Annotated in this window: 21 protein-coding genes and 2 tRNA genes; 8 read left to right on the top strand and 15 right to left on the bottom strand. The window is 35.2% G+C overall.

Annotation, left to right across the window (positions count from 1 at the left end):
- From VNJ50_RS07300 to VNJ50_RS07285, 4 genes are all read right to left on the bottom strand, one after another.
- Positions 1-272, bottom strand: a 272-nt coding sequence (locus VNJ50_RS07300) for an SDR family NAD(P)-dependent oxidoreductase (RefSeq protein ID WP_325580452.1), incomplete at its 3' end; no start/stop codon positions are given.
- The gene (locus VNJ50_RS07295) at positions 273-1,412 is read right to left on the bottom strand and encodes a DegT/DnrJ/EryC1/StrS family aminotransferase (protein ID WP_325580451.1); all 1,140 of its coding nucleotides are present in this window, start codon (positions 1,410-1,412) and stop codon (positions 273-275) included. It lies immediately after the preceding gene.
- Positions 1,413-1,672: 260 nt separating this feature from the next.
- Positions 1,673-2,098 carry a hypothetical protein gene (locus VNJ50_RS07290; protein ID WP_325580449.1) on the bottom strand — a complete coding sequence of 142 codons (426 nt, stop codon included), beginning with the start codon at positions 2,096-2,098 and terminating at the stop codon, positions 1,673-1,675.
- A gap of 13 nt (positions 2,099-2,111) precedes the next feature.
- On the bottom strand, positions 2,112-3,758 hold the full coding sequence (locus VNJ50_RS07285) for a T9SS type A sorting domain-containing protein (RefSeq protein WP_325580447.1): 1,647 nt from the start codon (positions 3,756-3,758) through the stop codon (positions 2,112-2,114).
- A 350-nt stretch (positions 3,759-4,108) separates the two neighbouring features.
- On the opposite strand from VNJ50_RS07285, the gene VNJ50_RS07280 reads away from it, so the two are divergent.
- A complete protein-coding gene (locus VNJ50_RS07280) occupies positions 4,109-5,344 on the top strand; it encodes a 3-deoxy-D-manno-octulosonic acid transferase (RefSeq protein WP_414652876.1) in 1,236 nt (411 codons plus the stop codon).
- A 62-nt stretch (positions 5,345-5,406) separates the two neighbouring features.
- Positions 5,407-5,844 carry a hypothetical protein gene (locus tag VNJ50_RS07275; protein WP_325580444.1) on the top strand — a complete coding sequence of 146 codons (438 nt, stop codon included), beginning with the start codon at positions 5,407-5,409 and terminating at the stop codon, positions 5,842-5,844.
- Between the two features lie 199 nt (positions 5,845-6,043).
- Here VNJ50_RS07275 and VNJ50_RS07270 read toward each other — a convergent pair.
- From VNJ50_RS07270 to mutS, 3 genes are all read right to left on the bottom strand, one after another.
- A tRNA-Leu gene (locus VNJ50_RS07270) sits at positions 6,044-6,127 on the bottom strand.
- Between the two features lie 72 nt (positions 6,128-6,199).
- A tRNA-Gly gene (locus VNJ50_RS07265) sits at positions 6,200-6,272 on the bottom strand.
- Between the two features lie 111 nt (positions 6,273-6,383).
- Positions 6,384-8,996 carry a DNA mismatch repair protein MutS gene (gene mutS / locus VNJ50_RS07260; protein WP_325580442.1) on the bottom strand — a complete coding sequence of 871 codons (2,613 nt, stop codon included), beginning with the start codon at positions 8,994-8,996 and terminating at the stop codon, positions 6,384-6,386.
- Positions 8,997-9,497: 501 nt separating this feature from the next.
- Here mutS and VNJ50_RS07255 point away from each other — a divergent pair.
- Complete coding sequence (locus tag VNJ50_RS07255) at positions 9,498-10,034, top strand: RNA methyltransferase (protein WP_325580440.1); 537 nt, start codon at positions 9,498-9,500, stop codon at positions 10,032-10,034.
- A gap of 104 nt (positions 10,035-10,138) precedes the next feature.
- On the opposite strand, the gene folK is transcribed toward VNJ50_RS07255, so the two are convergent.
- A complete protein-coding gene (gene folK / locus VNJ50_RS07250; RefSeq protein WP_325580438.1) occupies positions 10,139-11,284 on the bottom strand; it encodes a 2-amino-4-hydroxy-6-hydroxymethyldihydropteridine diphosphokinase in 1,146 nt (381 codons plus the stop codon).
- Positions 11,285-11,524: 240 nt separating this feature from the next.
- Between folK and VNJ50_RS07245 the strand changes: the two genes are divergently transcribed.
- The 4 genes from VNJ50_RS07245 (at position 11,525) to rpsU (ending at position 16,641) form a co-directional block, all read left to right on the top strand.
- Complete coding sequence (locus VNJ50_RS07245; RefSeq protein WP_325580436.1) at positions 11,525-12,553, top strand: carboxypeptidase-like regulatory domain-containing protein; 1,029 nt, start codon at positions 11,525-11,527, stop codon at positions 12,551-12,553.
- Positions 12,554-12,717: 164 nt separating this feature from the next.
- A complete protein-coding gene (locus VNJ50_RS07240) occupies positions 12,718-15,381 on the top strand; it encodes an AsmA-like C-terminal region-containing protein (protein ID WP_325580434.1) in 2,664 nt (887 codons plus the stop codon).
- 166 nt (positions 15,382-15,547) lie between these two features.
- Entirely contained in the window at positions 15,548-16,411 is an 864-nt protein-coding gene (locus VNJ50_RS07235; RefSeq protein ID WP_325580432.1) for an RNA polymerase sigma factor RpoD/SigA, read from the top strand.
- Between the two features lie 35 nt (positions 16,412-16,446).
- Positions 16,447-16,641: a 30S ribosomal protein S21 gene (gene rpsU, locus VNJ50_RS07230; protein WP_325580430.1), complete on the top strand. Its 195-nt coding sequence runs from the start codon at positions 16,447-16,449 to the stop codon at positions 16,639-16,641.
- Between the two features lie 50 nt (positions 16,642-16,691).
- On the opposite strand, the gene VNJ50_RS07225 is transcribed toward rpsU, so the two are convergent.
- Together VNJ50_RS07225 and VNJ50_RS07220 are read right to left on the bottom strand one after the other, a co-directional pair.
- The gene (locus tag VNJ50_RS07225; RefSeq protein ID WP_325580428.1) at positions 16,692-16,931 is read right to left on the bottom strand and encodes a hypothetical protein; all 240 of its coding nucleotides are present in this window, start codon (positions 16,929-16,931) and stop codon (positions 16,692-16,694) included.
- Between the two features lie 236 nt (positions 16,932-17,167).
- A complete protein-coding gene (locus VNJ50_RS07220) occupies positions 17,168-17,962 on the bottom strand; it encodes a DUF2797 domain-containing protein (RefSeq protein WP_325580426.1) in 795 nt (264 codons plus the stop codon).
- Between the two features lie 72 nt (positions 17,963-18,034).
- On the opposite strand from VNJ50_RS07220, the gene VNJ50_RS07215 reads away from it, so the two are divergent.
- Entirely contained in the window at positions 18,035-19,549 is a 1,515-nt protein-coding gene (locus tag VNJ50_RS07215) for a GH3 auxin-responsive promoter family protein (protein WP_325580456.1), read from the top strand.
- Between the two features lie 298 nt (positions 19,550-19,847).
- Here the strand turns inward: VNJ50_RS07215 and clpX are convergent, their stop codons facing one another.
- From clpX to VNJ50_RS07190, 5 genes are all read right to left on the bottom strand, one after another.
- The gene (clpX, locus tag VNJ50_RS07210; RefSeq protein WP_325580424.1) at positions 19,848-21,080 is read right to left on the bottom strand and encodes an ATP-dependent Clp protease ATP-binding subunit ClpX; all 1,233 of its coding nucleotides are present in this window, start codon (positions 21,078-21,080) and stop codon (positions 19,848-19,850) included.
- 55 nt (positions 21,081-21,135) lie between these two features.
- Positions 21,136-21,816 carry an ATP-dependent Clp protease proteolytic subunit gene (locus tag VNJ50_RS07205; protein ID WP_325580422.1) on the bottom strand — a complete coding sequence of 227 codons (681 nt, stop codon included), beginning with the start codon at positions 21,814-21,816 and terminating at the stop codon, positions 21,136-21,138.
- 132 nt (positions 21,817-21,948) lie between these two features.
- Positions 21,949-23,271 carry a trigger factor gene (tig, locus tag VNJ50_RS07200; protein WP_325580420.1) on the bottom strand — a complete coding sequence of 441 codons (1,323 nt, stop codon included), beginning with the start codon at positions 23,269-23,271 and terminating at the stop codon, positions 21,949-21,951.
- 203 nt (positions 23,272-23,474) lie between these two features.
- The gene (locus VNJ50_RS07195; protein ID WP_325580418.1) at positions 23,475-23,819 is read right to left on the bottom strand and encodes a phage holin family protein; all 345 of its coding nucleotides are present in this window, start codon (positions 23,817-23,819) and stop codon (positions 23,475-23,477) included.
- 43 nt (positions 23,820-23,862) lie between these two features.
- A complete protein-coding gene (locus VNJ50_RS07190; RefSeq protein ID WP_325580417.1) occupies positions 23,863-24,630 on the bottom strand; it encodes an alpha/beta fold hydrolase in 768 nt (255 codons plus the stop codon).
- Between the last annotated feature and the right edge of the window lie 75 nt (positions 24,631-24,705).

The following is a 24,705-nucleotide window of genomic DNA, read 5'->3' as shown; positions in this document are numbered from 1 at the left end:
CTTTCACCCACGGCTTTACTAGCTGCAAAATGGATGACACCTACAATATCTTGATGTTTTTCAAAAAAGGATTCGACTTTAGATTTATCCTTTAAATCCAATTTTTCAAAGATTGGGGATTTACCGGTAATCGCGGTAATTCCAGTTAAAACATCGATGGATGAATTTGAAAGGTCATCGATAATCACGACTTCATAACCTTTTTCCTGCAATTCAACCACGGTGTGCGAACCAATAAAACCTAAACCTCCTGTAACTAATACTTTTTTCATTTATGAATTTGAATTTACATAATTAATAACAGTTGACGTAATGAATTCTATTTGCTCAGCATCCAGTTCGGTGTGCATTGGCAAAGAAATGACTTCTTTTACCAATTGATTGGTCACTGTAAAATCCTCCTCTTTATATCTTGAATCTTTATACGCTTTTTGAAGGTGCAACGGTATTGGATAATATACACCGCATGGAATGTCATTATCATTTAAGTGTTTGACCAATGCATCACGATCCACATTTTTTACTTTTAAAGTATATTGGTGGAACACATGATTATCTTCTGTACCTTCTCTAAAAGGAGTAATGATATTTTCATGGCCTTCAAAAGCTTTATCATAAGCATTGGCCGCTTTTAAGCGTTCGGCATTATACTGATCCAAGTGTGTTAATTTTACATCCAAGATAGCTGCTTGAATAGAATCCAATCTTGAATTTACCCCCACCACATCATGATGGTAACGCTCGTACATACCATGATTTACGATTCCCCTAAGCTTGTGTGCCAAAGCATCATCATTAGTGAAAATAGCACCACCGTCACCATAGCATCCTAAGTTTTTTGAAGGAAAAAATGACGTTGAAGCCACATGTCCAATCGTACCAATTTTTGCTTTTTTACCATTGCTATACGTGTAAGTTGCGCCGATAGCTTGTGCATTATCTTCAATAACATATAAGTTGTGAACTTTTGCAATTTCCATAATCGCTTCCATGTTGGCACACTGACCAAACAAATGCACCGGAACGATAGCTTTGGTTTTTGGCGTTATGGCCCTTTTTATCGCTTCAATATCAATATTAAAAGTTTTAGGATCGACATCCACCAAAACCGGAGTAAGCTGTAATAAAGCAATAACCTCAACCGTGGCGGCAAAGGTAAAATCGGCTGTGATAACCTCATCCCCAGGTTTTAGATCGAGTCCCATCATGGCTATCTGTAAAGCATCGGTTCCATTCGCACAAGGAATGACATGCTTGACATCAAGATAATTCTCTAAATTTTTCTGAAACTGGTGTACTTTAGGCCCATTAATATAAGCCGTAGTGTCTAGAACTTCAGCAATCGATGCATCAACAACATCTTTAATTTTTTCGTATTGACCTTTAAGATCAACCATTTGTATTTTTTTCATATCGCTATATGTAGAATTGATAGTTTTAAAACCTCAAGGCTTTATCAGGTAGCGAAATTACAAAATTGTGCTTCTTATACCAATCAATAGTAAAGGTTTAATCTTAATTCTAATTAAGAGACATAATTTTTAACCACGTTAAAAGCTCTATAATTAATTATATGTTCATGATAGGATAGAAGATGAAAAAGGTATGCTGAAACTTTAATCAGTTTTAAACTGAATAGCTAGCTAAGATACTTTTAATTTACACTTAGTTTTTATTCTTGGATTCTCTTAAATTTCCATAAACAACCTTCGCAAAATATATAATCAGGCGATAGGAATAATTCATTACCCTCGATTCTGTATTTTTCTACAAATGTTCCTTTTGGATTCTCCCATAAATTAGATGTGAAGTTTGGACAATTATATATCAAAGTTAATTTTAAATCTGTTAAATGGTAAGTACCTTCAACACATTCTTTAAATCTATCTGAATAAAACGTGCCATCTGATTTGAAAATATATTTATAGCCATTTTCTATTTGCTTCCATTCACCATCATTCTCTAAAGATGTATTAACAATACTTGCTGATAATTTCCAAGTCCCTAAAATAGAGTTATTGTCCATTCTATCTTCATTATCTTTGCTACATGAGCTAAGAGATAGAACAATACCGAATAATAAAATTAAGCTCTTCATTTCCTTGATTTTTTTATTTAATAATTATTTTATGAATTTCAGACTTAATGTCTTTATCTATTTTTAAAATAAAGCTGCCTTTCTTATAGTTAGATACATCAATTATGCTTTGCTTTCTTAAATCTCCATTTTCAATTACTATTCCATTAAGATCATAAATCTGATAAGATATTGGATCAATAATTTCTTCTTTTGACATTTTAGCTCTTATATTTATAATATCTGATGCTGGATTGGGATAAACAATAAACCTATTATAATTTTCAGACTCACAACTATCAACAACTTCAACATAATATTGCAGCCAATTGGAAAAGCCACAAGCATTACTAGCTCTAACCTTGAACGCAATATAATTGTAAGGAGGAGCATAATTCAAACTGACTAAAACCTCACTTCCTTGCATGGAAACGTTATGATTATTTGTTATTCTTTGTACCTCCCAAGTTGTAGAGACATCCATACCCTGAATGAAAACAGGTAAAAAATTGTTAGAAGTTGAGTTTATATCCCTACATATCGTAAAATTCTCATTAATATCATAATCAATAAGGGGTGTGCCAATCCAAACATCCTTTTGCAATGTTTCGTAAGGCAATACTGCCTTTATATAACCACTACCAATTATAGTATTATTTATTGGTTTTACAGTGATACCTGTATTACTTGAAGAAAGTATTTGTAAGTTGGAAGAAACTTGCCATGTTACAGATGTTCCTCCATTTTGTAATGAAAAAACAGTATCGGTATTGCATATCAAATCCGGCCCAGTGAATTCAGGGATAGAGCAACTTGTACTAATTACATTTTGCAAAACAGAATAAGAGGCAAAAGCCTGCCTCATTCTATTGTTTTGCCCTGAGGTAAAATGCTCCAAACAACTTACTGGAGCATAGGACATTATATTATTTGTATCTGGATTAAATCCATTCCCTCCAATATAATTACAAGAACTATCAACCAGGTAATTCAAAATAACATTACATGTAGAATCAAAAGCAAGTAATCCTGGATCAGCGGGCGTATCAACAACCTTATCACCACAGGTAGCATTATTCACTCCATCTATTTCAGCACAAGTTGATGAATTACTCTCACATTGCCAAGTACCTCTGTGGGTATGATATAAATTAAAACAGTGGCCAACTTCATGAGCTATTACTTGAGAAGTTGCATAAAAGTTTTCAATTACTAAGGCTTGGCTTAATATCCCATTTGCACGACCAGCATAACTAACAGCGTTATTAACTAAATAAATATTGATTGCATTAGGGTTATTTTTAATTTGCACTAAAGCATCAAACTCTGTTGTACTGTTTCCTGTGTCATCAATATTGTAATATGTTGAATTGTCTATAAAATCATGTCCAATGCTATTAAAGTAAATTCTATGTTCGTTAAAAGATTCGTTCAATTTAGTTATAATATTGTCTAGATTTGAAATATTAAATCCACCCGAGCCATTGGATTGTCTGACAATAAGGAAATTTACGTTCACGCAAATACCTGTGGAACTAGCAAGATATTGGTTATTTGATTTTTGAGATTTTAATTTTTGTAATTGACTTTCATTGCTATACGATGATGTGCCACAAATCTGACCAAACATAATCAGTCTAAAGCCGAAGAAAAAAAACAAAAGGAGTAGTTTTGATTTCATATAATTTTCGATTAAATCGTGAATATGAAATTTATATTTACTATAAATATAAGCATTTAACATTAATTATAGATAAAAAATCGGAAACTTCACAAACAGAATATTAAATGAAACATGGATAAAAAGCTGTTAGCTATTCAAACGCAAATTAGATTATTTGTCTAAGTTTCTTTGGCTTTATGAAGTAGCGAAATTACAAAATTGCATTTCTTATACCAATCATTCCTAAAGGTTTAATTTATTTTTCAATTGGCAAATTCATTTGATCAGGATACATCAGTCTGAAAATTCAATAGTATTTTTAAAGCTACATAATAGAAAGAAATGTATTTTAGCACAAATCATTCTTCTTGAAATTACTTTACAACATAGCCTTATTTAGCACAGGATTTTTTCTGAAAATCCTAGCTTCTTTCAATAAAAAAATAAAAATGGGCGTTGAAGGACGCTCAAAAACGTTTGCTATTTTAGAAGAGCATATAAACACGAACGACCACATCTTTTGGTTTCATTGTGCTTCTTTGGGAGAATATGAGCAAGGACTTCCTATTTTCAAACAACTTCGGAAGGAAAATCCGGATCATAAAATCGTATTGACCTTCTTTTCTCCATCAGGCTATGAAATTCGGAAAAATACCGACGTTGCAGATATGGTAGTTTATCTTCCGCTGGACACAAAAGCCAATGCCAAACGTTTTATACAACTGGTGAATCCAGAGTTGACCATCTTTGTGAAATATGATATCTGGCCCAATTATCTCAACGAATTAAAAAAGAACAATCTAAGAGCCATTTTGATTTCGGCAACCTTCAGAAAAGAACAATCTTACTTTAGGTTTTATGGACGGATGATGCGGAACGCTTTACGCACTTTTGAACATATTTTTGTTCAAAATGAAAATTCAAAACATTTATTACATACCATCAACTTAAATAATGTTACTGTTGCTGGCGATACGCGTTATGATCGGGTTTCCGACCAATTGCTTCAGGATAACACCTTACCATTTATTGAGCAATTTAAAGACGGAAAATTAGGTGTGGTAATCGGAAGTTCATGGCCAGAGGATGAAAGCTTATTTATAAATTACATTAACAGATCAGAATCAAAAAATATCAAATTCATCATCGCGCCGCATAATATAAAAAGCCATCAAATAGAAAACTTTATCGGGCAACTTAACAAAAAAACAGTTTTGTTTTCAGAAAAGGACAATAAAAACCTACCGGAATTTGATGTTTTTATAGTGGATACCATTGGAATTTTGAGCAAAATTTATAGTTATGCCGACATTGCCTATGTGGGTGGCGCCATGGGCTCAACGGGGCTTCATAACATTTTGGAACCTGCCGCATTTGGCGTTCCAGTGATTATTGGAAAAAACTATAAAAAATTCCCCGAAGCATTTCAAATGATAGATAATGGCGGTGTTATTTCCATTAAAAACCAACAAGAACTTTATCAAATTCTTGATAAATTGATAGAAAATCCACAAAAAAGAAAGGAATTGGGTCAATTAAACGCATTATTTATCAAAAAAAACAAAGACGCCGTCATCCAAATCATGAAGTTTATTCGTAAATAAGTTAAAACTGGATCTTAAAATGATTCACCAACTTACATTAAAATAACACTAAAACAATCACAATGAAAAAATTATTATTAAGTACAGCCTTAGTATTAGCCTTTGGTCTGACCTTCACTTCATGTAGAGATACACAAACAAAAACCGACGAACTTGGCAATTCTATTGAAAATACGGCAGATGATGCCATGGATGCGGCCGATGACGCCTTAGATAAAGCTGGTGACGCTATTGACAACGCTAAAGATGCCATCTCTGATGAAGCCAAAACGGTAAAAGAGAAAGCAGAAGATGCCATTGACAAAGCTGAGGCTGAGGCAAAAGAAGCAGGGAATAAAATTGACAATGCGGCCAAAGCAGTTGGCGAAAAAGCAAATGAAGTTAAAGAAAAAGCAGGTCAAATAGCTGAAGACGGCGCCAAGAAAGCAAAAGATATTGCTGATGATGCCGCAAAAAAAGCTAAAGAAGCTAAAGAAAAAGCTGGTAAGGTTATAGAATAATCCAAAAGAAAACTTGTTTGGCAAGACAACAAGGTATTTGACGAAAACGAAAAAACCCAACATTGCGTTGGGTTTTTTTATAGCATAACATGGCGTAAATATCAAAATTTAGTTAAGAGCAGAAACATACGGCCGTACAAAAATCGTACAATCTACTAAACAAAAAAACCTTGACAATCATTTGATTATCAAGGCTATGTACTCAAGGCGGGACTTGAACCCGCACGTCCTAATGGACACAGGATTTTAAGTCCGGCGTGTCTACCGATTCCACCACTTGAGCAGACTCACAAAGTATCCATTGTTTAAACAATGTTTCGCAGCTGCGAAATCCATACTCTTGCTTTTGGTATTGAGCGAAAAACGGGATTCGAACCCGCGACCTCCACCTTGGCAAGGTGGCGCTCTACCAACTGAGCTATTTTCGCATTATTACAATTCTTTTTAAGAACTTGTTCAACACCTATCGGCATTGCGAGGGCAAATTTAATACATTTTGTAGAATGGCAAAGCCTTTTAGCTAAAAAAATATGTTTTTTTTATGCGCGTTTCTTTTTCAACAACATGCGCTTAATTTCATTCAATTTCATAAGTGCTTCCACAGGCGTCAAAACATCAATATCGATGTTAACGATTTCTTCCTTAATTTGCTCTAACAAAGGATCATCCAGATTAAAAAAGCTTAACTGCATGTCATTTTCAAGCGTTCGCACTTTATTGGTCAATTCTTCACTGCTGTGGGATTTCTCCAATTGCTTCAAAATTTTATTGGCACGATGAATGACCTGTTGTGGCATTCCGGCCATTTTAGCGACATGAATTCCAAAACTATGCTGACTTCCGCCTTCCACCAATTTCCTTAAAAAAAGAACACTATCCTTTAACTCTTTTACTGAAACGTTGAAGTTTTTAATACGTGGAAAGGTTTCGGTCATTTCATTCAGCTCGTGATAATGGGTTGCAAATAGTGTTTTGGCCTTACTTGGATGCTCATGAAGATATTCGCTAATAGCCCACGCAATCGAAATACCATCGTAAGTACTGGTACCACGACCAATTTCATCCAACAAAACCAAGCTTCTTTCAGAAATATTATTCAAAATAGATGCGGTTTCATTCATTTCCACCATAAACGTCGATTCACCCATCGATATATTATCACTTGCTCCTACTCTTGTAAAAATCTTGTCGGTCAACCCAACTTTAGCATGTTCGGCAGGGACAAAACTTCCCATTTGTGCCAACAACACGATTAAAGCCGTTTGACGTAAAATAGCCGATTTACCCGACATATTTGGTCCGGTAATCATGATGATTTGTTGTTGCTCCCGATCTAAATAAACATCATTGGCTATATAAGGTTCGCCATGTGGCAATTGTTTTTCAATAACTGGATGTCTTCCGTTTTTGATGTCCAATGCAAAACTTTCATTGATTTCCGGACGTGTGTACTTATTGTCAAAAGCCAATTGGGCAAAACCGCACAAACAATCCAATTGCGCGATTAATGCTGAGTTTTTCTGAACAGGCTGGATAAATTGTCCAATCCATTGCACCAATTCTGAAAACAATTGTTGCTCAATATCCAAAATGCGCTCTTCGGCACCCAGAATTTTGGTTTCGTATTCCTTTAGTTCTTCAGTGATATAACGCTCGGCATTGACTAAGGTTTGCTTCCGGATCCAATCGGCTGGCACTTTATCTCTGTGCGAATGGCGTACTTCAATATAATACCCGAATACGTTATTGGAGGCGATTTTGAGCGATGAAATACCTGTACGTTTGCTTTCGCGCTCCAACATCGCATCCAAATAATCCTTCCCAGAGGTTGATAAAGCTCTCAATTCTTTCAATTCCGAAGAAAAATCGGAAGCAATGGTATTCCCTCTTAAAATATTTACGGGTGCTTCTTCATTTAAAGTGGTTTTGATGCGTTGGCGCAACTCTTCACAAGGTTCCAAACTATCACCAATATACTGTATGGCTTTATTGTCGGTGTTTTGAGTGAGCGCTTTTATAGGTACAATCGCTTCTAAAGCATTTTTTAATTGCACCACTTCTCTTGGACTTATTTTAACCGTTGCAACTTTTGAAATGAGCCGTTCAATATCACCAATATGCTTAATATGATTTTGGATTTTTTTCAGAACTACAGAATCGTCCAAAAAATATTGAACCACCTCATGACGCTGATTTATTTTTTCCATATCAACCAATGGCAATGCCAACCAACGCTTTAACAACCGTCCGCCCATGGGAGAAATCGTCCGATCAATAACATCAATCAACGTCACGGCATTTTGGTTATTGGACTGGTAAAGCTCCAAATTTCTTATCGTAAACCGATCCATCCAAACATGCTGATCTTTGTTGATCCGCTGCAATGAAGTGATATGTTGCAATCTATGGTGCTGGGTTTCGCTCAAATAATGTAAAATGGCACCAGCAGCGATAACACCTTCATAGAGATCATCAACACCAAAACCTTTTAAAGATTTGGTCTGAAAATGCTTCAGCAAAGTCTCGTTGGCATAATCATCATGAAACACCCAGTCTTCCATATAAAATGTATGGAAATTGGCTCCAAAGACATTCTTAAATTCGTTCCGTTTGGGTTTGGATATTAGAACTTCACTTGGTGCAAAATTTTGGAGCAGTTTATCCACATATTCTGAATTGCCTTGGGAAATGAGAAATTCTCCTGTAGAAACATCTAAAAAAGAAACACCAATCAAATTTTTACCAAAACAGACGGCCGCCAAAAAATTATTGGACTTAGAACTCAAAATATCGTCATTCAACGCCACTCCTGGAGTTACCAGTTCCGTTACACCACGTTTTACAATGGTCTTTGTTTGCTTAGGATCTTCCAACTGATCACAAATAGCGACGCGGCAACCGGCTTTGACCAATTTTGGTAAATAGGTATTTAAGGAATGATGAGGAAATCCGGCAAGTTCAGTTTCCGATTCACTTCCGGCACCTCGCTTTGTTAATATAATATCTAATATTTTTGCGGCTTTTACAGCATCCTCACCAAAAGTTTCATAAAAATCGCCCACCCTAAAAAGCAACAAGGCATCAGGATACTTTGCTTTTATAGCATTGTATTGTTTCATTAACGGAGTTTCCTTCTTTTCTTTTTTAGCCAATGTTTATATTTTTAAGTAGTATTTTTGCCCTAAATATCAGGACGGCTAAGTTACTTATTATTTGAGGTTTTGAGAAATGGCAGGTGCAGAAGTTATTTACAATATAATCCTGTTTTGTGAAACTCGATGGTATGGCATATGCCAAGATGAAATTGAAGTCGAAATTGAAGCTGAAGTCGAAATTGATTGAAATTTGAAAATGGCTCGCAGAGACGCGAAGACGCAAAAATAATTACTCAAAAACAATCAGTATCAACCTGTGATCCTGATAACGCAAGAAATTGAACAAATTTAGATATGCTATAAAAATGAGTAAAACCGGCTAAATCAGCGTTATCTGTGTTTTATTTATAAAATTGAAGCCGAAATTGAATTCCGATAGATTTTGGAGAAATCAAAAAATCCTCCGTAAAATTAATTCTCGCACAGATTTGCACATTAGTGTGTTGAAATAAAACAATGAGATTTCCACCTTCGTGGGAATGATAATAAATATGCTCGATGAGAAAATTAAAAAACAGCGAACTCGACCGATTGAGTGTTGATGAATTTAAAACGATAAAAAAAACACCTTTAATTATTGTATTGGACAATATTAGAAGTTTAAACAATATCGGATCTGTATTTAGGACTAGCGATGCTTTTTTGATTGAAAAAATTTACCTGTGTGGCATTACGGCTACACCTCCACATAAAGACATTCATAAGACCGCTTTGGGAAGTACCGAAACCGTTGCTTGGGAATATGCTGAAAATACCATCGATGTGATTGCGCAATTGCAATCAGAACATATTGTCGTTGCATCTATTGAACAAACTGAAAACGCAATTATGCTCAATGAATTTAATCCAAAACCCAAGCAAAAATATGCTTTGGTGTTTGGCAATGAGGTGAAAGGCGTATCTCAAAACGTAGTCAGTGCAAGTGATTTAGTTTTAGAAATTCCCCAATTTGGCACCAAACACTCCTTAAACATTTCTGTGAGCTGTGGCATTGTGGTTTGGGATGTTTTCTGTAAAATACAGAAACAGAATTAAAAAAGTTCATACAAAGATGCTTAACCATAGGTTTCGAATTCTAATTTTTCATCTTTAACCTCTGTAAAGCTTCAACATAACTTTGAGCTTTAACCCTCTAAACATTATGTCTTATTACATATTTGCCTTAAAATCCATATATAGTCTGCCCTGTTTTCTACAAAATCACGATTGGAAATATCGATGATTTTCACGTTGAGTTCTGTTTGATTTTTTAGAAATTCCAAATATCCTGAATTAATTTTTTCAAGATAATCGTTAGCAATATTCTGTTCATAATCACGGCCACGCTTTTTGATGTTTTCTTGCAAACGCTCTGTATTTTGATATAAATAGATGTATAAATCGGGTTTGGCAATATCTTTATACATTAAATAAAACAATTTTCTATAAAGACGGAATTCGTCTTCGGGCAAAGTTATTTTAGAGAAAATCAACGATTTAAATATATCATAATCGCTCACCATAAAATCCTTGAACAAATCCAACTGCGATAAATCATCACTGATTTGCTGATACCTGTCGGCCAAAAAGGACATTTCCAAGGTAAAAGCATAACGCTGTGGTTCGTCATAAAACTTGGGCAAAAATGGATTATCGGCAAACCGTTCTAATATTAATTTTCCATTAAAATCATGTGAAATCTGATGCGCCAAACTGGTTTTTCCGGCACCAATATTACCTTCGATTGCGATATAATCATAACCACCAAAATCAAACTGCTTCATCGGACTTTTTAACCAAATATTAACCAACTCAATGGCACTGTCATCTTCACAAAGCTCCAAAAGCTCTGCTACGGTTTTGCCAAATTTGGGATGGACAGTTTTTGGCGCAATATCAAGTAAGGGCTGCAACACAAACTTGCGCTTATGCATTTGCGGATGTGGCGTGGTAATTAATTTTGAATCAAGCACAAGATCATCATAAAAAACAACATCCAAATCAATAGTCCTAGACTCATAAACCTCACTTGAATGTCGTGTACGCCCAAGCTCAGTTTCAATCTCCAATAATGTTTGCATGACATTTTCAGCAGAAAATCGCGTTTCAACAAAAATACAGGCATTATAAAAATCGTCAACCAAGGCGTCAGTTCCAAAACCTAAAGCAGGCGTGTTGTATACTCTAGATATACTATTTATTTTTCCGACATGCTCAAACACAAGGTCAACCGCATCTTGCAGATGTTTCATTCGGTCGCCTTTATTACTGCCAAGCGCGATATAAACGTTGTGATTTTGATCCATAATTATCGCCAAAATAAAGAAAACAAAACCACTTTAAACACTATTTTGATTGAAAAAAATCCATGCTGCTATTATAGAAATTTATTTTTGACAGAAATGTTATTCAAAAAAATAAATGACGAACGTTTGATGACATTCTACAAAATCATTTATACTTTTGAAACTAAGACAACTTAGACATATCTGAACATTCCAACAAAGCAATAATTAAAATTGACACCAAAAACGCGCCTTCTTTTATTGATTTGCTTTCTTATTACGGCTTTTGGATATTCCCAATCCATAATCGGGAAAATTGTTGATGCACTCACTAATGCACCTTTAGAAAGTGTAACCATTTATTACGATGGCACTACTATTGGCGCGGTGACCAATGCCAAAGGCGAATTCAGCCTGCCATCAAAAGTTACAACACAAGCAACTATTGTAGTGAGTTATTTGGGTTATGAAACTCAATATTTTTCGCAAGAAAAACTTCAGAACACACCTACAATCTCTCTCACAGAAAAGGCCGAATCTTTAGATGCCGTTTATATTGAAAATGACGATTGGAGCAGGGAGAAAAAAATGAGATATTTTAAACGTGAGTTTTTGGGTAGAGATCTTGCTGCCAAAGACTGTAGGATTTTAAATGAAGAGGCTTTAAAGCTCATTTACCTACCCTCAAAAAATCTACTTTTAGCAAGTTCAGACGTGCCAATTCAAATAAAAAATGATCATTTGGGCTATAAAGTTGCCTATACGATTGTTGATTTTGAAATTCAATTCAAACCAAGTCTTAACGGCTGGCAACTGGTGGAAAGTGTGTTTTACAGTGGAACCAGTTCATTTTCTGAATTAAACAAGAAGACTAAAAACAAACATCAAAAAGCAAGAGAAATAGCCTATGAAGGTTCGGTATTACAATTTATGCGCGCCTTATCAAAAGAGCAACTTACAGAAAACAACTTTGAAATTTTTGTAAATGACAGTTCCAATGGATCAGAACTCCATTTTCCTGTACCGCCCTACAAATATCTGGAGGTTTCAAAAAATGATAATGGATGGCAGAAATTTGAAATAAAACACAATAAATTAGTTGTATTATATAATAAAGATTTACAATCTGCATTAATCCCAATGGATACTGAGCATAGCGTGTTTTTTATCGATAATTATGGGATCCATTCGCCAGCCGAACAACTGTTTTTTAGTGGTGATTTTGGACAAAAACGGATTTCAACAATGCTTCCTTTGGATTTTCTATTAAATATCAAGTCCAAGCCATAATAATTTAAAGTGTTCTTTAAAAAACATAACTTAGAAATCGGCTTAAAAAACTGCTAAAGTTTTATTAAATTTTAACATTTATCCAACTTTTGCACTAAACTTTGCGTATATATACCTACTTAACAATTGTTTTTCACTGAGTGAAAATAAAAACTGAATTTTCAATGAAAAAGTTTCTAAAAATTACCGGAATCAGCTTATTAGTTATCATTATTCTCTTAGTTGTATCGCCCTTTATTTTTCAATCGCAAATAAAAGATATGGTGAAAAACTTCATCAATCAAAACCTCAATGCGAATGTCGAATTTAGTGATGTAAGCTTAAGCTTGTTCAAGAGTTTTCCGCAAGCTCATGTGTCGGTCAGCGATTTGGTCATCACCAATTTTGAACCTTTTAAGGACGAAACATTTCTTACCGCAAAAGATATCAATTTTACGATGTCTGTAAAAGAACTTTTCAAATCGGCAGACGAAGCAATTGTCATCAATTCAATTAACGTCAACGAAGCACTTTTAACTTTAAAAACCGATGCTGCTGGCAATGTCAATTATGATATTACCAAAGAAAGTGACACTGCACAAGAAGAAACAACATCCGACTCTGCATTTTCTTTTGACATTAAAGACTATAGCATAAAAAATAGCGCGTTGACCTATATTGACATGGGCTCCAACATGCAGTTTTATCTAACCGAATTAAACCATTCTGGCAAAGGCACTTTTTCGGGCGACATTTCTGAATTGGATACAAAATCGGAAGCCAACGTGAGCTTTACCATGGATAGCACCAATTACCTGAAAAATAATCCAGTGAAGTTGGACGCCTTGATTGGCATGGATCTCAATGCTCAAAAATATTTTTTCAAGGAAAACAAAGCACAGATCAATCAATTGCCAATTGAGTTTGATGGCTTTGTACAATTATTGGACGATGGACAAAATATTGACATTTCATTTAAAAACACAGGGTCTTCGTTTAAAGATTTTTTAGCATTAATTCCAGAAACTTACTCCAAAAGTTTGGAAAATGTAGATACCACAGGCGATTTCAAAATTAATGGCATCGTTAAAGGTGAAATGACCGAAACCACGATTCCGACTTTGGACATCAGCATAAAATCAGACAATGCATCTTTTAAATATCCTGATTTACCTAAACGTGTTGAAAACATTGTCATTGATACCGAAATTATAAACAAAACCGGAAATATGGATGACACTTACGTTGCCATTAACACACTCAATTTTAAAATTGATAGCGACGTTTTTAAATCTTCTGCGTTGATTAAAAATCTTACAGGAAACATGACCGTTATGGCCGATTTGGACGGCACTTTGAACTTGGCCAATATTACCAAAGCTTATCCGTTGGAACTTGACAATGAATTGAGCGGCATTTTAAAAGCAAAACTGCATACTGCTTTTGACATGAACGCCATTGAAACCAATGCTTACGACAGAATCAAAGCTTCAGGAAACGCCAGTATCAACAATTTGACATTCACATCAGATGCCTTGAACCAGCCGTTGCATATTGCAAAAGCAGATATGACGTTCAATCCTTCAACGGTTTCTTTAAATAGTTTTGATGCTAAAACAGGAAAAAGCGATCTCTCGGCAACCGGAACCATCCATAATTTGATTGGTTTTATGATGAGTAAAAAGGTCAATCTCAAAGGCGATTTTAAACTCAACTCCAATACCTTGGCACTTAATGATTTTATGAGCGACGAAGATGAAACAACAGTCTCAGATACACAAACAAGCACAACCACTGAAAGTTTAAAAATCCCTGGATTTTTGGAATGCACAATTACCGCCAATGCCAACAACGTTATTTACGACAATCTCAATTTAAAAAACGTAAAAGGAGTTTTGACCATAAAAGATCAGCAAGCCACTATTAATAATTTAAGTTCAAGTCTATTTGATGGTATTTTGGCTGTTTCAGGAAATGTCAATACAAAATCTGACACCCCATCCTTTAGCATGTCTTTGGATGTCAATAGTTTTGACATTTCAAAATCTTTTAAGGACTTGGATTTATTGCAAAATTTAGCACCGATCGCCAAAGTACTTCAAGGAAAATTGAACAGCAACATCCAACTATCAGGAACGCTCGACAAAGATTTCTCACCGAACATGAATACAATTTCAGGATCGGCAGCAGCCGAATTGCTGACCACCAAAATTGATGAAAAAGCCAGTCCGTTATTATCAAAACTCGATGATGCTTTTAATTTTATCGATTTTGGAAAATTGGATTTGCACGATTTAAAAGCCAATTTGGAATTTGCCAACGGAAAAGTCAATGTCAAACCTTTCAACTTAAAATATAAAGATATTGGTATTGTGGTTTCAGGAGCGCACGGCTTTGACCAAACCATGTCTTATAACGCGGTTTTTGATATACCTGCAGCCTATTTAGGCGGCGAAGTCAATCGTCTTATCGGAAAGATTAATGACAATGAAGTCAACAAAATAGCTATTCCGATAACGGCTAATATTTCGGGATCCTTTACAGACCCAAAAGTTTCAACAGATTTAACAAGTGGCATTAGTAATTTGACCAAACAACTTGTTGAAATTGAAAAACAGAAATTGATTGGTAAAGGCACTGATAAGATCAAAGATTTATTAGGTGGCGTTCTGGGTGGATCAAAGGATAAAACGGAAACTCCAGAAACTACAACTTCAGATTCTACCATCGTCACTACGCCAAAGACACCTATCAAGAAAGACAGCACAAAAAATAGCGGTGAGGCTATTAAAAATACGCTGAAAGATATTTTCAACAAGAATAAAAAGAAAACCGACACGATTAATTAAAGCCAAAAAACAAGGTCAAAAAAAATAGAAATTGGAGGATTTTATTCAAAACCACGATGAATTTCAAGAAAATCAGCGTTTTATGTTAAAGTAATGTGAGAGTATTTGCTTTTGTCATTTAAAAAGTTATTATGTAGGTTAACTTATATAAAACCGGAAAGAATAGATGAGGCAATTAAAAATTACGAAGCAGGTTACTAATAGAGAATCTAAATCTTTAGATAAGTATTTACAAGATATTAGTAAGCTGCCATTAATTACTGCAGATGAAGAAGTAGAGTTAGCACAACGAATTAGAGCTGGCGATCAGAAAGCTTTGGACAAGCTTACAACGGCCAACCTCCGTTTTGTTGTTTCAGTTGCAAAACAATATCAAAACCAAGGCTTGACCCTACCCGATTTAATCAATGAAGGTAATGCAGGTTTGGTTAAAGCAGCCAAACGTTTTGATGAAACGCGAGGATTTAAATTTATTTCATATGCGGTTTGGTGGATTCGCCAAGCCATTCTTCAAGCATTAGCCGAACAATCTCGAATTGTCAGATTGCCTTTAAATAAAATTGGTTCCATCAATAAAATCAATAAAGCATATTCGTTTTTAGAGCAAACCCACGAACGTCCACCAAGTCCTGAAGAAATTGCTAAGGAATTGGATTTGACCGTAAAAGATGTTAAGGAATCTATGCGAAACTCTGGACGACATGTTTCGATGGATGCACCTTTAAAAGAAGGAGAAACCTCAAGTTTATATGATGTTGTTTCTTCTGGTGATTCTCCAAGGCCAGATCAAGTATTAATGAATGAATCCTTGAGTTTGGAAATTGATCGCGCACTCGACACCCTTTCGCAAAGAGAAAGCGATGTCATCCGCTTAAATTTTGGATTGAGCAACCAACCGCCAATGACCTTGGATGAAATTGGCAAAACTTTTGATTTGACCAGAGAACGAGTTCGTCAAATTCGTGAAAAAGGCATCCGAAGACTAAAGCACACTTCAAAAAGCAGAATATTAAAAACGTATTTAGGATAGACCTAAACACATTACTTGTACAATAAACACTATTTATGTTAAGAATTGAAATTAAAGAAGGCGAAAATATTGAGCGCGCTATTAAGCGCTATAAGCGTAAACACAGAAATGTTAAAGTTATGCAGACGTTACGGGAAAATCAATATTTCACCAAACCATCGGTAAGAAAAAGGCGTCAGATGCAAAAAGCGTCTTATATACAAAGTTTAAGAGATTTGGAAAACATGTAGTTTCCTTAGGTTTTAAAATAAAAAAAAATCACGCATTGCGTGATTTTTTTTTATTTTCGAAGCTGACGCTCTTCTTTACCTATGGGATGATCTTCGTAAAAATCGTCAAAGGTTTTTTTGGTAGCATACTTATCTCGCAAAACTTTATATACCATAAAGATTACCAACACTTCTCCTACACAAGTCATAAAAAACACCCAATTAAAGGGCATATCCATAACCAACATAATAACCAATAGCACTAGTAATATCGTGGCAAGAACTATATAAAAAAGTACTGGAATTTTCATGATTTCTTTTTCTAGAGATTTTATTGGATTCTAAAAAAGTCAGCCGCAGTTGCAGTCCAAAGATCAGGCTTCTCGTGCCAAACATCCTGATCACAATATATTTGTAAATCAATAATTTAGCGCTTTAATTTCAAGAAAGACCGCCAGTCCTGCGACATTGCTTTCATGCTATTAAGTTACAAAAACATAAAGGCTTCAAAAAGTAAATTCCTGTAAAGTATTGTTAATAAAAACCATTACATCACCGAAAGTGCAATGACAAATCCCTCATTAGATCTTATGTTGAAAACTGTTCCATCCTCAAAAATGAGATACTGTCCTTTGATGCCTTTTAAAACACCTTGATAATTTGGTGTTTTAACTAAATTCAGGCTGATTGGCTTTTCTGGGTATTTTAGAACCGGAAATTCGATATTGGTTTCTTCATTATTGGCAATAAAATAATCCAATACTTCTTCAGGGATATATGGTTTTAGACGGTCGCGCCAATCCACTAAATTTTCATCAACAATTTCATTTTTTAGCATCGTGCGCCAATTGGTTTTATCGGCCACATGATCTTTAAGGGCCACCTCAGTAATACCCGCCAAATACCTATTGGGCACTTCAACAATTTCAATGGCTTCATGTGCACCTTGGTCTATCCATCGCGTAGGCACTTGACTTTTTCGGGTCACTCCTACTTTTATATTACTCGAATTTGCCAAGTACACAATATGCGGCTGCAATTGCACTCGTTTTTCGTATTCCAAATCACGATCTTCCTTGCCTAAATGTGCGGTACTCAATTCGGGATGCATAATCCAATCGGCGGCTTGAGGAATATCAAAAAAGCAGCTTTTGCAAAAACCCTGTCTATAAATTTGTTTGTTGAGTTTGCAGTTAAGGCATTGGTATCCTACAAATTGAATGGCAATCGTTTTATCCAACAGTTGATTCAAATTAATGAAGTCATTCTCAAAAACAAGATAATATTGGATAGGCGTTGAAAACTCCGTTTCCATTTTGGTTAAAACTCCTTGATAGGTCATTTATTTAAAAAATTATTTAGAAGAATTAATTTAAAAAAAGTGTTACTTTTAGTTTTTAAAGATACTACAAATATGCCAATTCCATTAGTTAATTCAATTGCCTCATGGTTCTTAAAAAAGCGATTCCATCAAATTGATTTATTTTTAAAATACCCTAACGAAGTACAGAATGAGTTACTTCAAGATTTACTTACCTCAGCAAAAGATACAGAAATTGGTAAGAAATATGATTTTTCCAGCATTACCGATTATAAAATTTTTACAGAACGACTTCCCATTTCGACTTACGAAGAAAATCAAGCTGATATTGAAAGAGCGCGTAAAGGAGAAAACAATATTTTCTGGCCAACACCTATTAGATGGTTCGCAAAATCGAGCGGAACCACCAATGCCAAGAGCAAATTTATTCCGGTGAGCGCCGAATCTCTTGAAGATTGCCATTATGCCGCGAGCAAGGATTTATTATGTATGTACCTAAACAATAACGAAAATGCGCAATTGTTTACAGGAAAAAGCCTCAGACTTGGCGGAAGCAAAGAACTTTATAGAGAGAACGGAACTGTTTTTGGTGATTTATCGGCGATTTTAATTGACAATATGCCTTTCTGGGCCGAATTTAGTAGCACACCCAGCAATAAAGTGTCGTTAATGAGCGATTGGGAATATAAAATGCAAGCCATTGTCAATGAAACCATTAATGAAAATGTAACGAGTCTGGCTGGCGTCCCTTCATGGATGTTAGTGCTTTTGAACAACGTTTTGGAAACGACAAAAAAGACGAATATTTTTGAAGTTTGGCCCAATCTGGAAGTCTATTTTCATGGTGGTGTAAGTTTCTTGCCTTATGTTGATCAATACAAAACAATCTTACCGAATAAAGATTTCAGATATTATGAAATCTATAATGCTTCGGAAGGTTTTTTTGCCATTCAAGATCAAAATAATTCGAGTGAGCTATTGCTCATGTTAGATTATGGGATTTTTTATGAATTCATTCCAATGGACACTTATGGCACTCCAGAACAAAAGATCATTCCACTTGGAGAGGTTGAAAAACACAAAAACTACGCCGTGGTCATTACTACCAATGCTGGTCTTTGGCGTTATAAAATTGGAGACACCGTACGGTTCACCTCATTATCGCCCTATCGTATAAAGGTAAGTGGCCGCACCAAGCACCATATTAATGTGTTTGGCGAAGAATTAATTATCGAAAACACAGAAGACGCATTAAAGAAGGTGTGCAAAAAAACAAATGCACAAATAGTAGATTATACAGTGGCTCCTATTTTTATGGAAGGTAAAGAAAAAGGTGCACACGAATGGCTCATTGAGTTCAAAACACCACCTCAAGACATGGATCATTTTAATGACCTATTAGACACTACTTTAAAATCTTTAAATTCCGATTATGAAGCAAAACGCTATAATAACATTACGCTTAATAATCCAAAAATAAATTTAGCAAGACCACAGTTATTTTATGATTGGCTGAAGCAAGAAAACAAGTTGGGCGGACAACATAAAGTCCCTCGATTATCCAATACAAGGCAATATTTAGATGCTTTGTTGGAATTAAATGTATAACGCTGTTTAGCGTTTAAATTGGCAAAATTTATTTTTATAACGAAAATAAAGACGGGTTGGTCTAAAAACAGGACTTCAAGTTTTTATGTATCAAATAAGCATCTATATTTACAGTATTGAGCGCAATAAAACGCCTCAAAATGTTCATCTTATAATGCCGCACGAAGCATAAAATATCCCCTCCTTTGTAAATATATTTAAAACATTGTTTTTTGCAATATTAGTTTTTAAATCCAAAAAGAAATAAAAACCACTCTGAAGAGAGTGGTTTTGTTTTTTTATATCAAGTTGCTCCGTCTCAAGATACCGCCTTTAATCTTTTTATGGTGGTTTTGCTTAATTTATCTTCGGCATATTCCTTGGTCACATGAAGTTTTTTCACTTTACTGCTTGGCATTTCAAACATGGCATCGGTTAGAATCTCTTCACAAAGTGATCTTAAACCTCTTGCGCCCAACTTATATTCAATAGCTCGGTCAACAATAAAATCTAAGGCGTCATCGGTAATCGAAAACTTAATATCATCCATTTCAAATAGCTTTTTATACTGTTTGATAATGGCATTTTTAGGCTCTGTCAAAATAGCTCTTAACGTTTCGGCATCCAAAGGATCCATATAACTCAATACTGGTAAACGCCCAATGATTTCAGGAATTAATCCATAGTCCTTCAAATCTTTTGGAATGATGTATTGTAGCAAATTATCCTTATCGACAACATCTTCTTGCGATGCAGCTTTATAACCAATGGCCGCCATATTAAGACGTTTTGAAATGATGCGATCAATCCCATCAAATGCTCCACCAGCAATGAACAAAATATGCTCAGTATTCACTTCAATAAACTTTTGATCCGGGTGCTTACGTCCTCCTTTTGGTGGAACATTAACGACGGTGCCTTCTAGCAGTTTTAATAAACCTTGTTGGACTCCTTCGCCCGAAACATCTCTGGTAATAGAAGGATTATCACTTTTACGTGCTATTTTATCAATTTCATCAATAAAAACAATCCCTCTTTCTGCCTTTTCAAGATTATAGTCTGCGGCTTGCAACAACCGTGTCAAAATACTTTCAACGTCTTCACCTACATAGCCCGCTTCGGTCAAAACCGTAGCATCAACAATGGCTAAAGGCACGTTAAGCATTTTTGCAATGGTTTTTGCCATAAGCGTTTTTCCCGTTCCGGTTTGTCCAACCATAACGATATTACTTTTTTGAATTTCGATATCGTCTTTGCTTGCGGGCTGCAACAAACGTTTATAATGATTATAAACCGCAACAGACATCACACGCTTGGTATAATTTTGACCAATGATATATTCATCCAAAAAATGCTTGATTTCCATAGGTTTTTTGAGCATCAATTCGGCGGACAACTCGGCATTGCCACTTTGTTTTAACTCTTCTAAAACAATACCATGGGCTTGCTCAATGCAGCGATCGCAAATATGCGCATCCAATCCTGCAATCAGTAAATTGGTTTCTGGCTTTTTCCTACCACAAAACGAACATTCTAATACTTCCTTTGCCATAACTTTTATATTTCTAAATTTTCAAATTCTTATTCAATTGATCGTTTGAAAATTACTAACTTTTAGCACCAGCTAACACCTCATCAATCATACCATATTCTTTGGCTTTATCGGCTTTCATCCAGTAATCCCGATCGCTATCATTGTACACTTTGTCGTAATCCTGACCGGTGTGCTTGCTAATGATTTTGTAAAGTTCTTCTTTAAGGGTGATGATTTCTCGTGCTGTAATTTCAATATCACTCGCCTGACCTTGTGCACCTCCCAAAGGTTGGTGGATCATCACACGAGAGTGAGTCAACCCACTACGTTTCCCTTTTGCGCCAGCACATAATAATACAGCACCCATTGACGCTGCCATGCCTGTGCAAATAGTAGCAACATCTGGTTTAATAAGTTGCATGGTATCATAAATACCAAGACCGGCATACACACTACCACCAGGAGAGTTGATATAAATTTGAATATCCTTAGAAGCATCTGTACTTTCCAAAAACAACAACTGGGCCTGAATAATATTTGCCACTTGATCATTGATGCCTGTACCCATAAAAATGATTCGATCCATCATAAGTCTCGAAAACACGTCCATCGCTACTGCATTCATTTGGCGTTCTTCAATAATATTAGGCGTCAAACCGACAGGATACATACTGTTCATGATTTGATTATAATAAGTGCTACTGATTCCTTGATCTTTGATAGCAAATTTTTCAAATTCTTTTCCGTAATCCATAACTATTTCTTGTTATTAAATTCATAAAACCCCCAGAATTACTGGGGTAAATCGATGACTGCCATACAGTCAAAAAAAAGCGTAAAACCTAACAGTTTTACGCTATAAATATAACCATTTTAATTATAATAATTAGTTGTAAAACTCTTTTACAAAATCATCATAAGTAATTTCCTTAGCTTTAAATTTGGCTTCTTTTTTGTAAAGCTCCAATAACTTTTGGCTCATCAACTGCTCTGACAAACGTTTTACTTCGTCTCTGTTAGATAAAATACGCGCGGCAATATCTTCCAATTCTTTTTCTTGAGGATCCATTTGTCCAAATTGTGCCATTTGAACTTTTACCATTTCTATCACAAAACTTTTAAGATCATCAAAAGTTACTTGCAGATCGAATTTTTCAATTAATTTACCTTCAATCAATTGGTAGCGCATACTTTTTTCTGACTTTTCGTATTCTTCCTTAGCTTGGTCAGCATCCAATGGCTCTTCACCAGCAGTTTGGATCCATTTTTGCAAAAACGTTGCCGGAAGGTCAAATTTCGTGTTTTCAACCAAATACTCGGTCACATCATTCAAGAATTTTTGATCGCCTTGTTGTGCAAATTGCTTTTCGGAATCTTCCTTGATTTTTGTTTTCAATTCGGTAACAGAAGTCACGACACCTTTACCAAATAATTTATCAAACAACTCTTGGTCCAAATCGGCCAATTCTCTGGTATTTACTTCATCAATAGTCAACGTAACTTCAACATCCAATCCGTGCGCATCATCATGAGAAACTTTTAAGAAACTCATCAAATCGTGGTCGTCATTGAACAAACCTTTAGTTTTTAAGGTCACAACGTCACCTACTTTTTTACCAACTAATGCTTTCACTGCCGTTTTACTCTTTATTTTATCTAAAGTAAAAGTCGCTTTATTGTTGATTTCCTTTTCTTCATTCACAAAAACCCCTGTAATCTCAGAATTTTCTGAAACGGTATCTTCAGAAATCAATTTACCATATTGTTTTTGGATGTGCTCAACCTGATCATCGATCATTTTATCATCGGCAACAATAGTGTATTGGGTAATGGCATTTTTACCTTTAAGATCAACATCAAATTTTGGCGCCAAACCTAATTCAAATTCAAAAGAAAAAGAATCAGCATCCCAATCCAAATTATCTTGGGATTTTGGCAACGGACTTCCCAAAACATCCAATTTTTCTTCAGTCATGTATTTATTGAGTGCATCCTGCAAAAGCTTGTTGACCTCATCAACCAAAACCGCCTTTCCGTATTGCTTCTTTACCAACGTCATTGGCACATGTCCTTTTCTGAATCCTGGAATATTAGCTGATTTTCGGTAATCTGTAAGTATTTTTTCTACTTTGTCGTTATAGTCTTCCTTAACGATATCTACTTTTACAACGGCATTTAATGCGTCAATATCTTCTCTTGTAATATTCATATTATAATTAATAGAGCCTTATGGCATTTTATTTTATCGGTTAACAAGTCTAAAAAGGTGATCGATTGTTTCTAAATTTGGTTTAAAAATATTTCCAAAACAGACCTAAAAACATACCATCCACTCGTCAAAAATGCGGTTGCAAATTTACATATTTTTTATATTTCAACAAAGTTTTTAAACAGTTGATTTTGAGGTCAATTTTAGTCCTTTTTTAACACCGAATGTAGCACGGACTCTAAAAACGATAAAAGCAAGCTAAATAGCAATGCCGTCCAAAAACCATTGACCGAAAAACCACTTAAAACCTCATCTGCCAAAAGAATGATTAACGCATTAATGACCAAAAGGAACAAACCTAAAGTAACAATGGTTATTGGCAAGGTCAAAATAACCAAAATTGGTTTTATTATGGCATTCAACAGGGCCAAAATAACTGCCAAAATAATGGCCGATGTAAATCCGTCTGCAAGTTGGACTCCAGGAAGAAATTTTGCTAAAATAACCACGGCTAGGGCGGTTAATAATAATCTGATTATAAAATTCATACCATTTTAGTTTTAGGTTTTAGATAAAGATAAGAAATAACCGCTATAAATTTAAAAAACGATTAACCTCGGTATAAAAATCGGCGGGATTTTCAGCATGCAGCCAATGTCCGGCATTTGCGATGGTCACAATTTTTGATTTTGGAAAATGAGCATGGATCAATGCTTCATCTTGCACGGTCACATATTCTGATCGGTCGCCACGTAAAAATAATGTTTCTTTGTTAAATTTGGAATGCATTGGCAAAGGCTCACCAACTTCGGCCGAATTTCTTTCCAACACCGGAAGATTAATTCGAAGTCCAAGCAACCCCTTTTCTTTCCAATATAAATTTTTCAGCAAAAATTGCCGAATACCCAAATTTGATACATAATGGCTCAAGGCCTCGTCAACTGCTCCTCTTGTTTTTAAGGTTTGAAAATCTAATGACGATAAACCATTGAGAATATCATCATGATGTGCTGGATAATAACGTGGCGAAATATCAACAACAATCAGTTTTGATACAAGTTCGGGATATTGCACCGCAAACAACATGGCTGTTTTCCCTCCCATGGAATGCCCAAGCAACACAAAATCTTTAAGTTGGTGTGTGTCACAATACCTTTTCAAATCGGCAACCATCACCTCATAATTTTGCTCTTCACTATGAAAACTACGACCGTGGTTACGTTGATCTACAAGGTGCACTTCATAACCATTCTCACTGAATTTTGTGCCAAGGGATTTCCAATTGTCGCCCATTCCCAAAAATCCGTGGAGAAAAATAAACGCTTGGCCGTTGCCAAAAATATTAGAATAAAGATTCATGATAACTGTTGATTAACGATTTCTGATTGATGAAGGATGATTGATGACAGAGAATCAATTCTAAAAACTAATTCC

The organism is Gelidibacter sp. (assembly GCF_035577925.1).
Taxonomy (GTDB): domain Bacteria; phylum Bacteroidota; class Bacteroidia; order Flavobacteriales; family Flavobacteriaceae; genus Gelidibacter.
Note: the sequence above shows the minus strand (reverse complement) of the source record. Positions and strands in the feature narration are given on the sequence as shown.

Coding starts and splice junctions, on each gene's coding strand:
- rpsU (WP_325580430.1), top strand. CDS start 16,447: ATGTTAAGAATTGAAATTAAAGAAGGCGAAAATATTGAGCGCGCTATT.
- VNJ50_RS07295 (WP_325580451.1), bottom strand. CDS start 1,412: ATGAAAAAAATACAAATGGTTGATCTTAAAGGTCAATACGAAAAAATT.
- VNJ50_RS07190 (WP_325580417.1), bottom strand. CDS start 24,630: ATGAATCTTTATTCTAATATTTTTGGCAACGGCCAAGCGTTTATTTTT.
- VNJ50_RS07255 (WP_325580440.1), top strand. CDS start 9,498: ATGAGAAAATTAAAAAACAGCGAACTCGACCGATTGAGTGTTGATGAA.
- VNJ50_RS07225 (WP_325580428.1), bottom strand. CDS start 16,931: ATGAAAATTCCAGTACTTTTTTATATAGTTCTTGCCACGATATTACTA.
- tig (WP_325580420.1), bottom strand. CDS start 23,271: ATGAATATTACAAGAGAAGATATTGACGCATTAAATGCCGTTGTAAAA.
- clpX (WP_325580424.1), bottom strand. CDS start 21,080: ATGGCAAAGGAAGTATTAGAATGTTCGTTTTGTGGTAGGAAAAAGCCA.
- VNJ50_RS07275 (WP_325580444.1), top strand. CDS start 5,407: ATGAAAAAATTATTATTAAGTACAGCCTTAGTATTAGCCTTTGGTCTG.
- VNJ50_RS07285 (WP_325580447.1), bottom strand. CDS start 3,758: ATGAAATCAAAACTACTCCTTTTGTTTTTTTTCTTCGGCTTTAGACTG.
- VNJ50_RS07220 (WP_325580426.1), bottom strand. CDS start 17,962: ATGACCTATCAAGGAGTTTTAACCAAAATGGAAACGGAGTTTTCAACG.
- folK (WP_325580438.1), bottom strand. CDS start 11,284: ATGGATCAAAATCACAACGTTTATATCGCGCTTGGCAGTAATAAAGGC.
- VNJ50_RS07290 (WP_325580449.1), bottom strand. CDS start 2,098: ATGAAGAGCTTAATTTTATTATTCGGTATTGTTCTATCTCTTAGCTCA.
- VNJ50_RS07215 (WP_325580456.1), top strand. CDS start 18,035: ATGCCAATTCCATTAGTTAATTCAATTGCCTCATGGTTCTTAAAAAAG.
- VNJ50_RS07195 (WP_325580418.1), bottom strand. CDS start 23,819: ATGAATTTTATAATCAGATTATTATTAACCGCCCTAGCCGTGGTTATT.
- VNJ50_RS07205 (WP_325580422.1), bottom strand. CDS start 21,816: ATGGATTACGGAAAAGAATTTGAAAAATTTGCTATCAAAGATCAAGGA.
- VNJ50_RS07235 (WP_325580432.1), top strand. CDS start 15,548: ATGAGGCAATTAAAAATTACGAAGCAGGTTACTAATAGAGAATCTAAA.
- VNJ50_RS07240 (WP_325580434.1), top strand. CDS start 12,718: ATGAAAAAGTTTCTAAAAATTACCGGAATCAGCTTATTAGTTATCATT.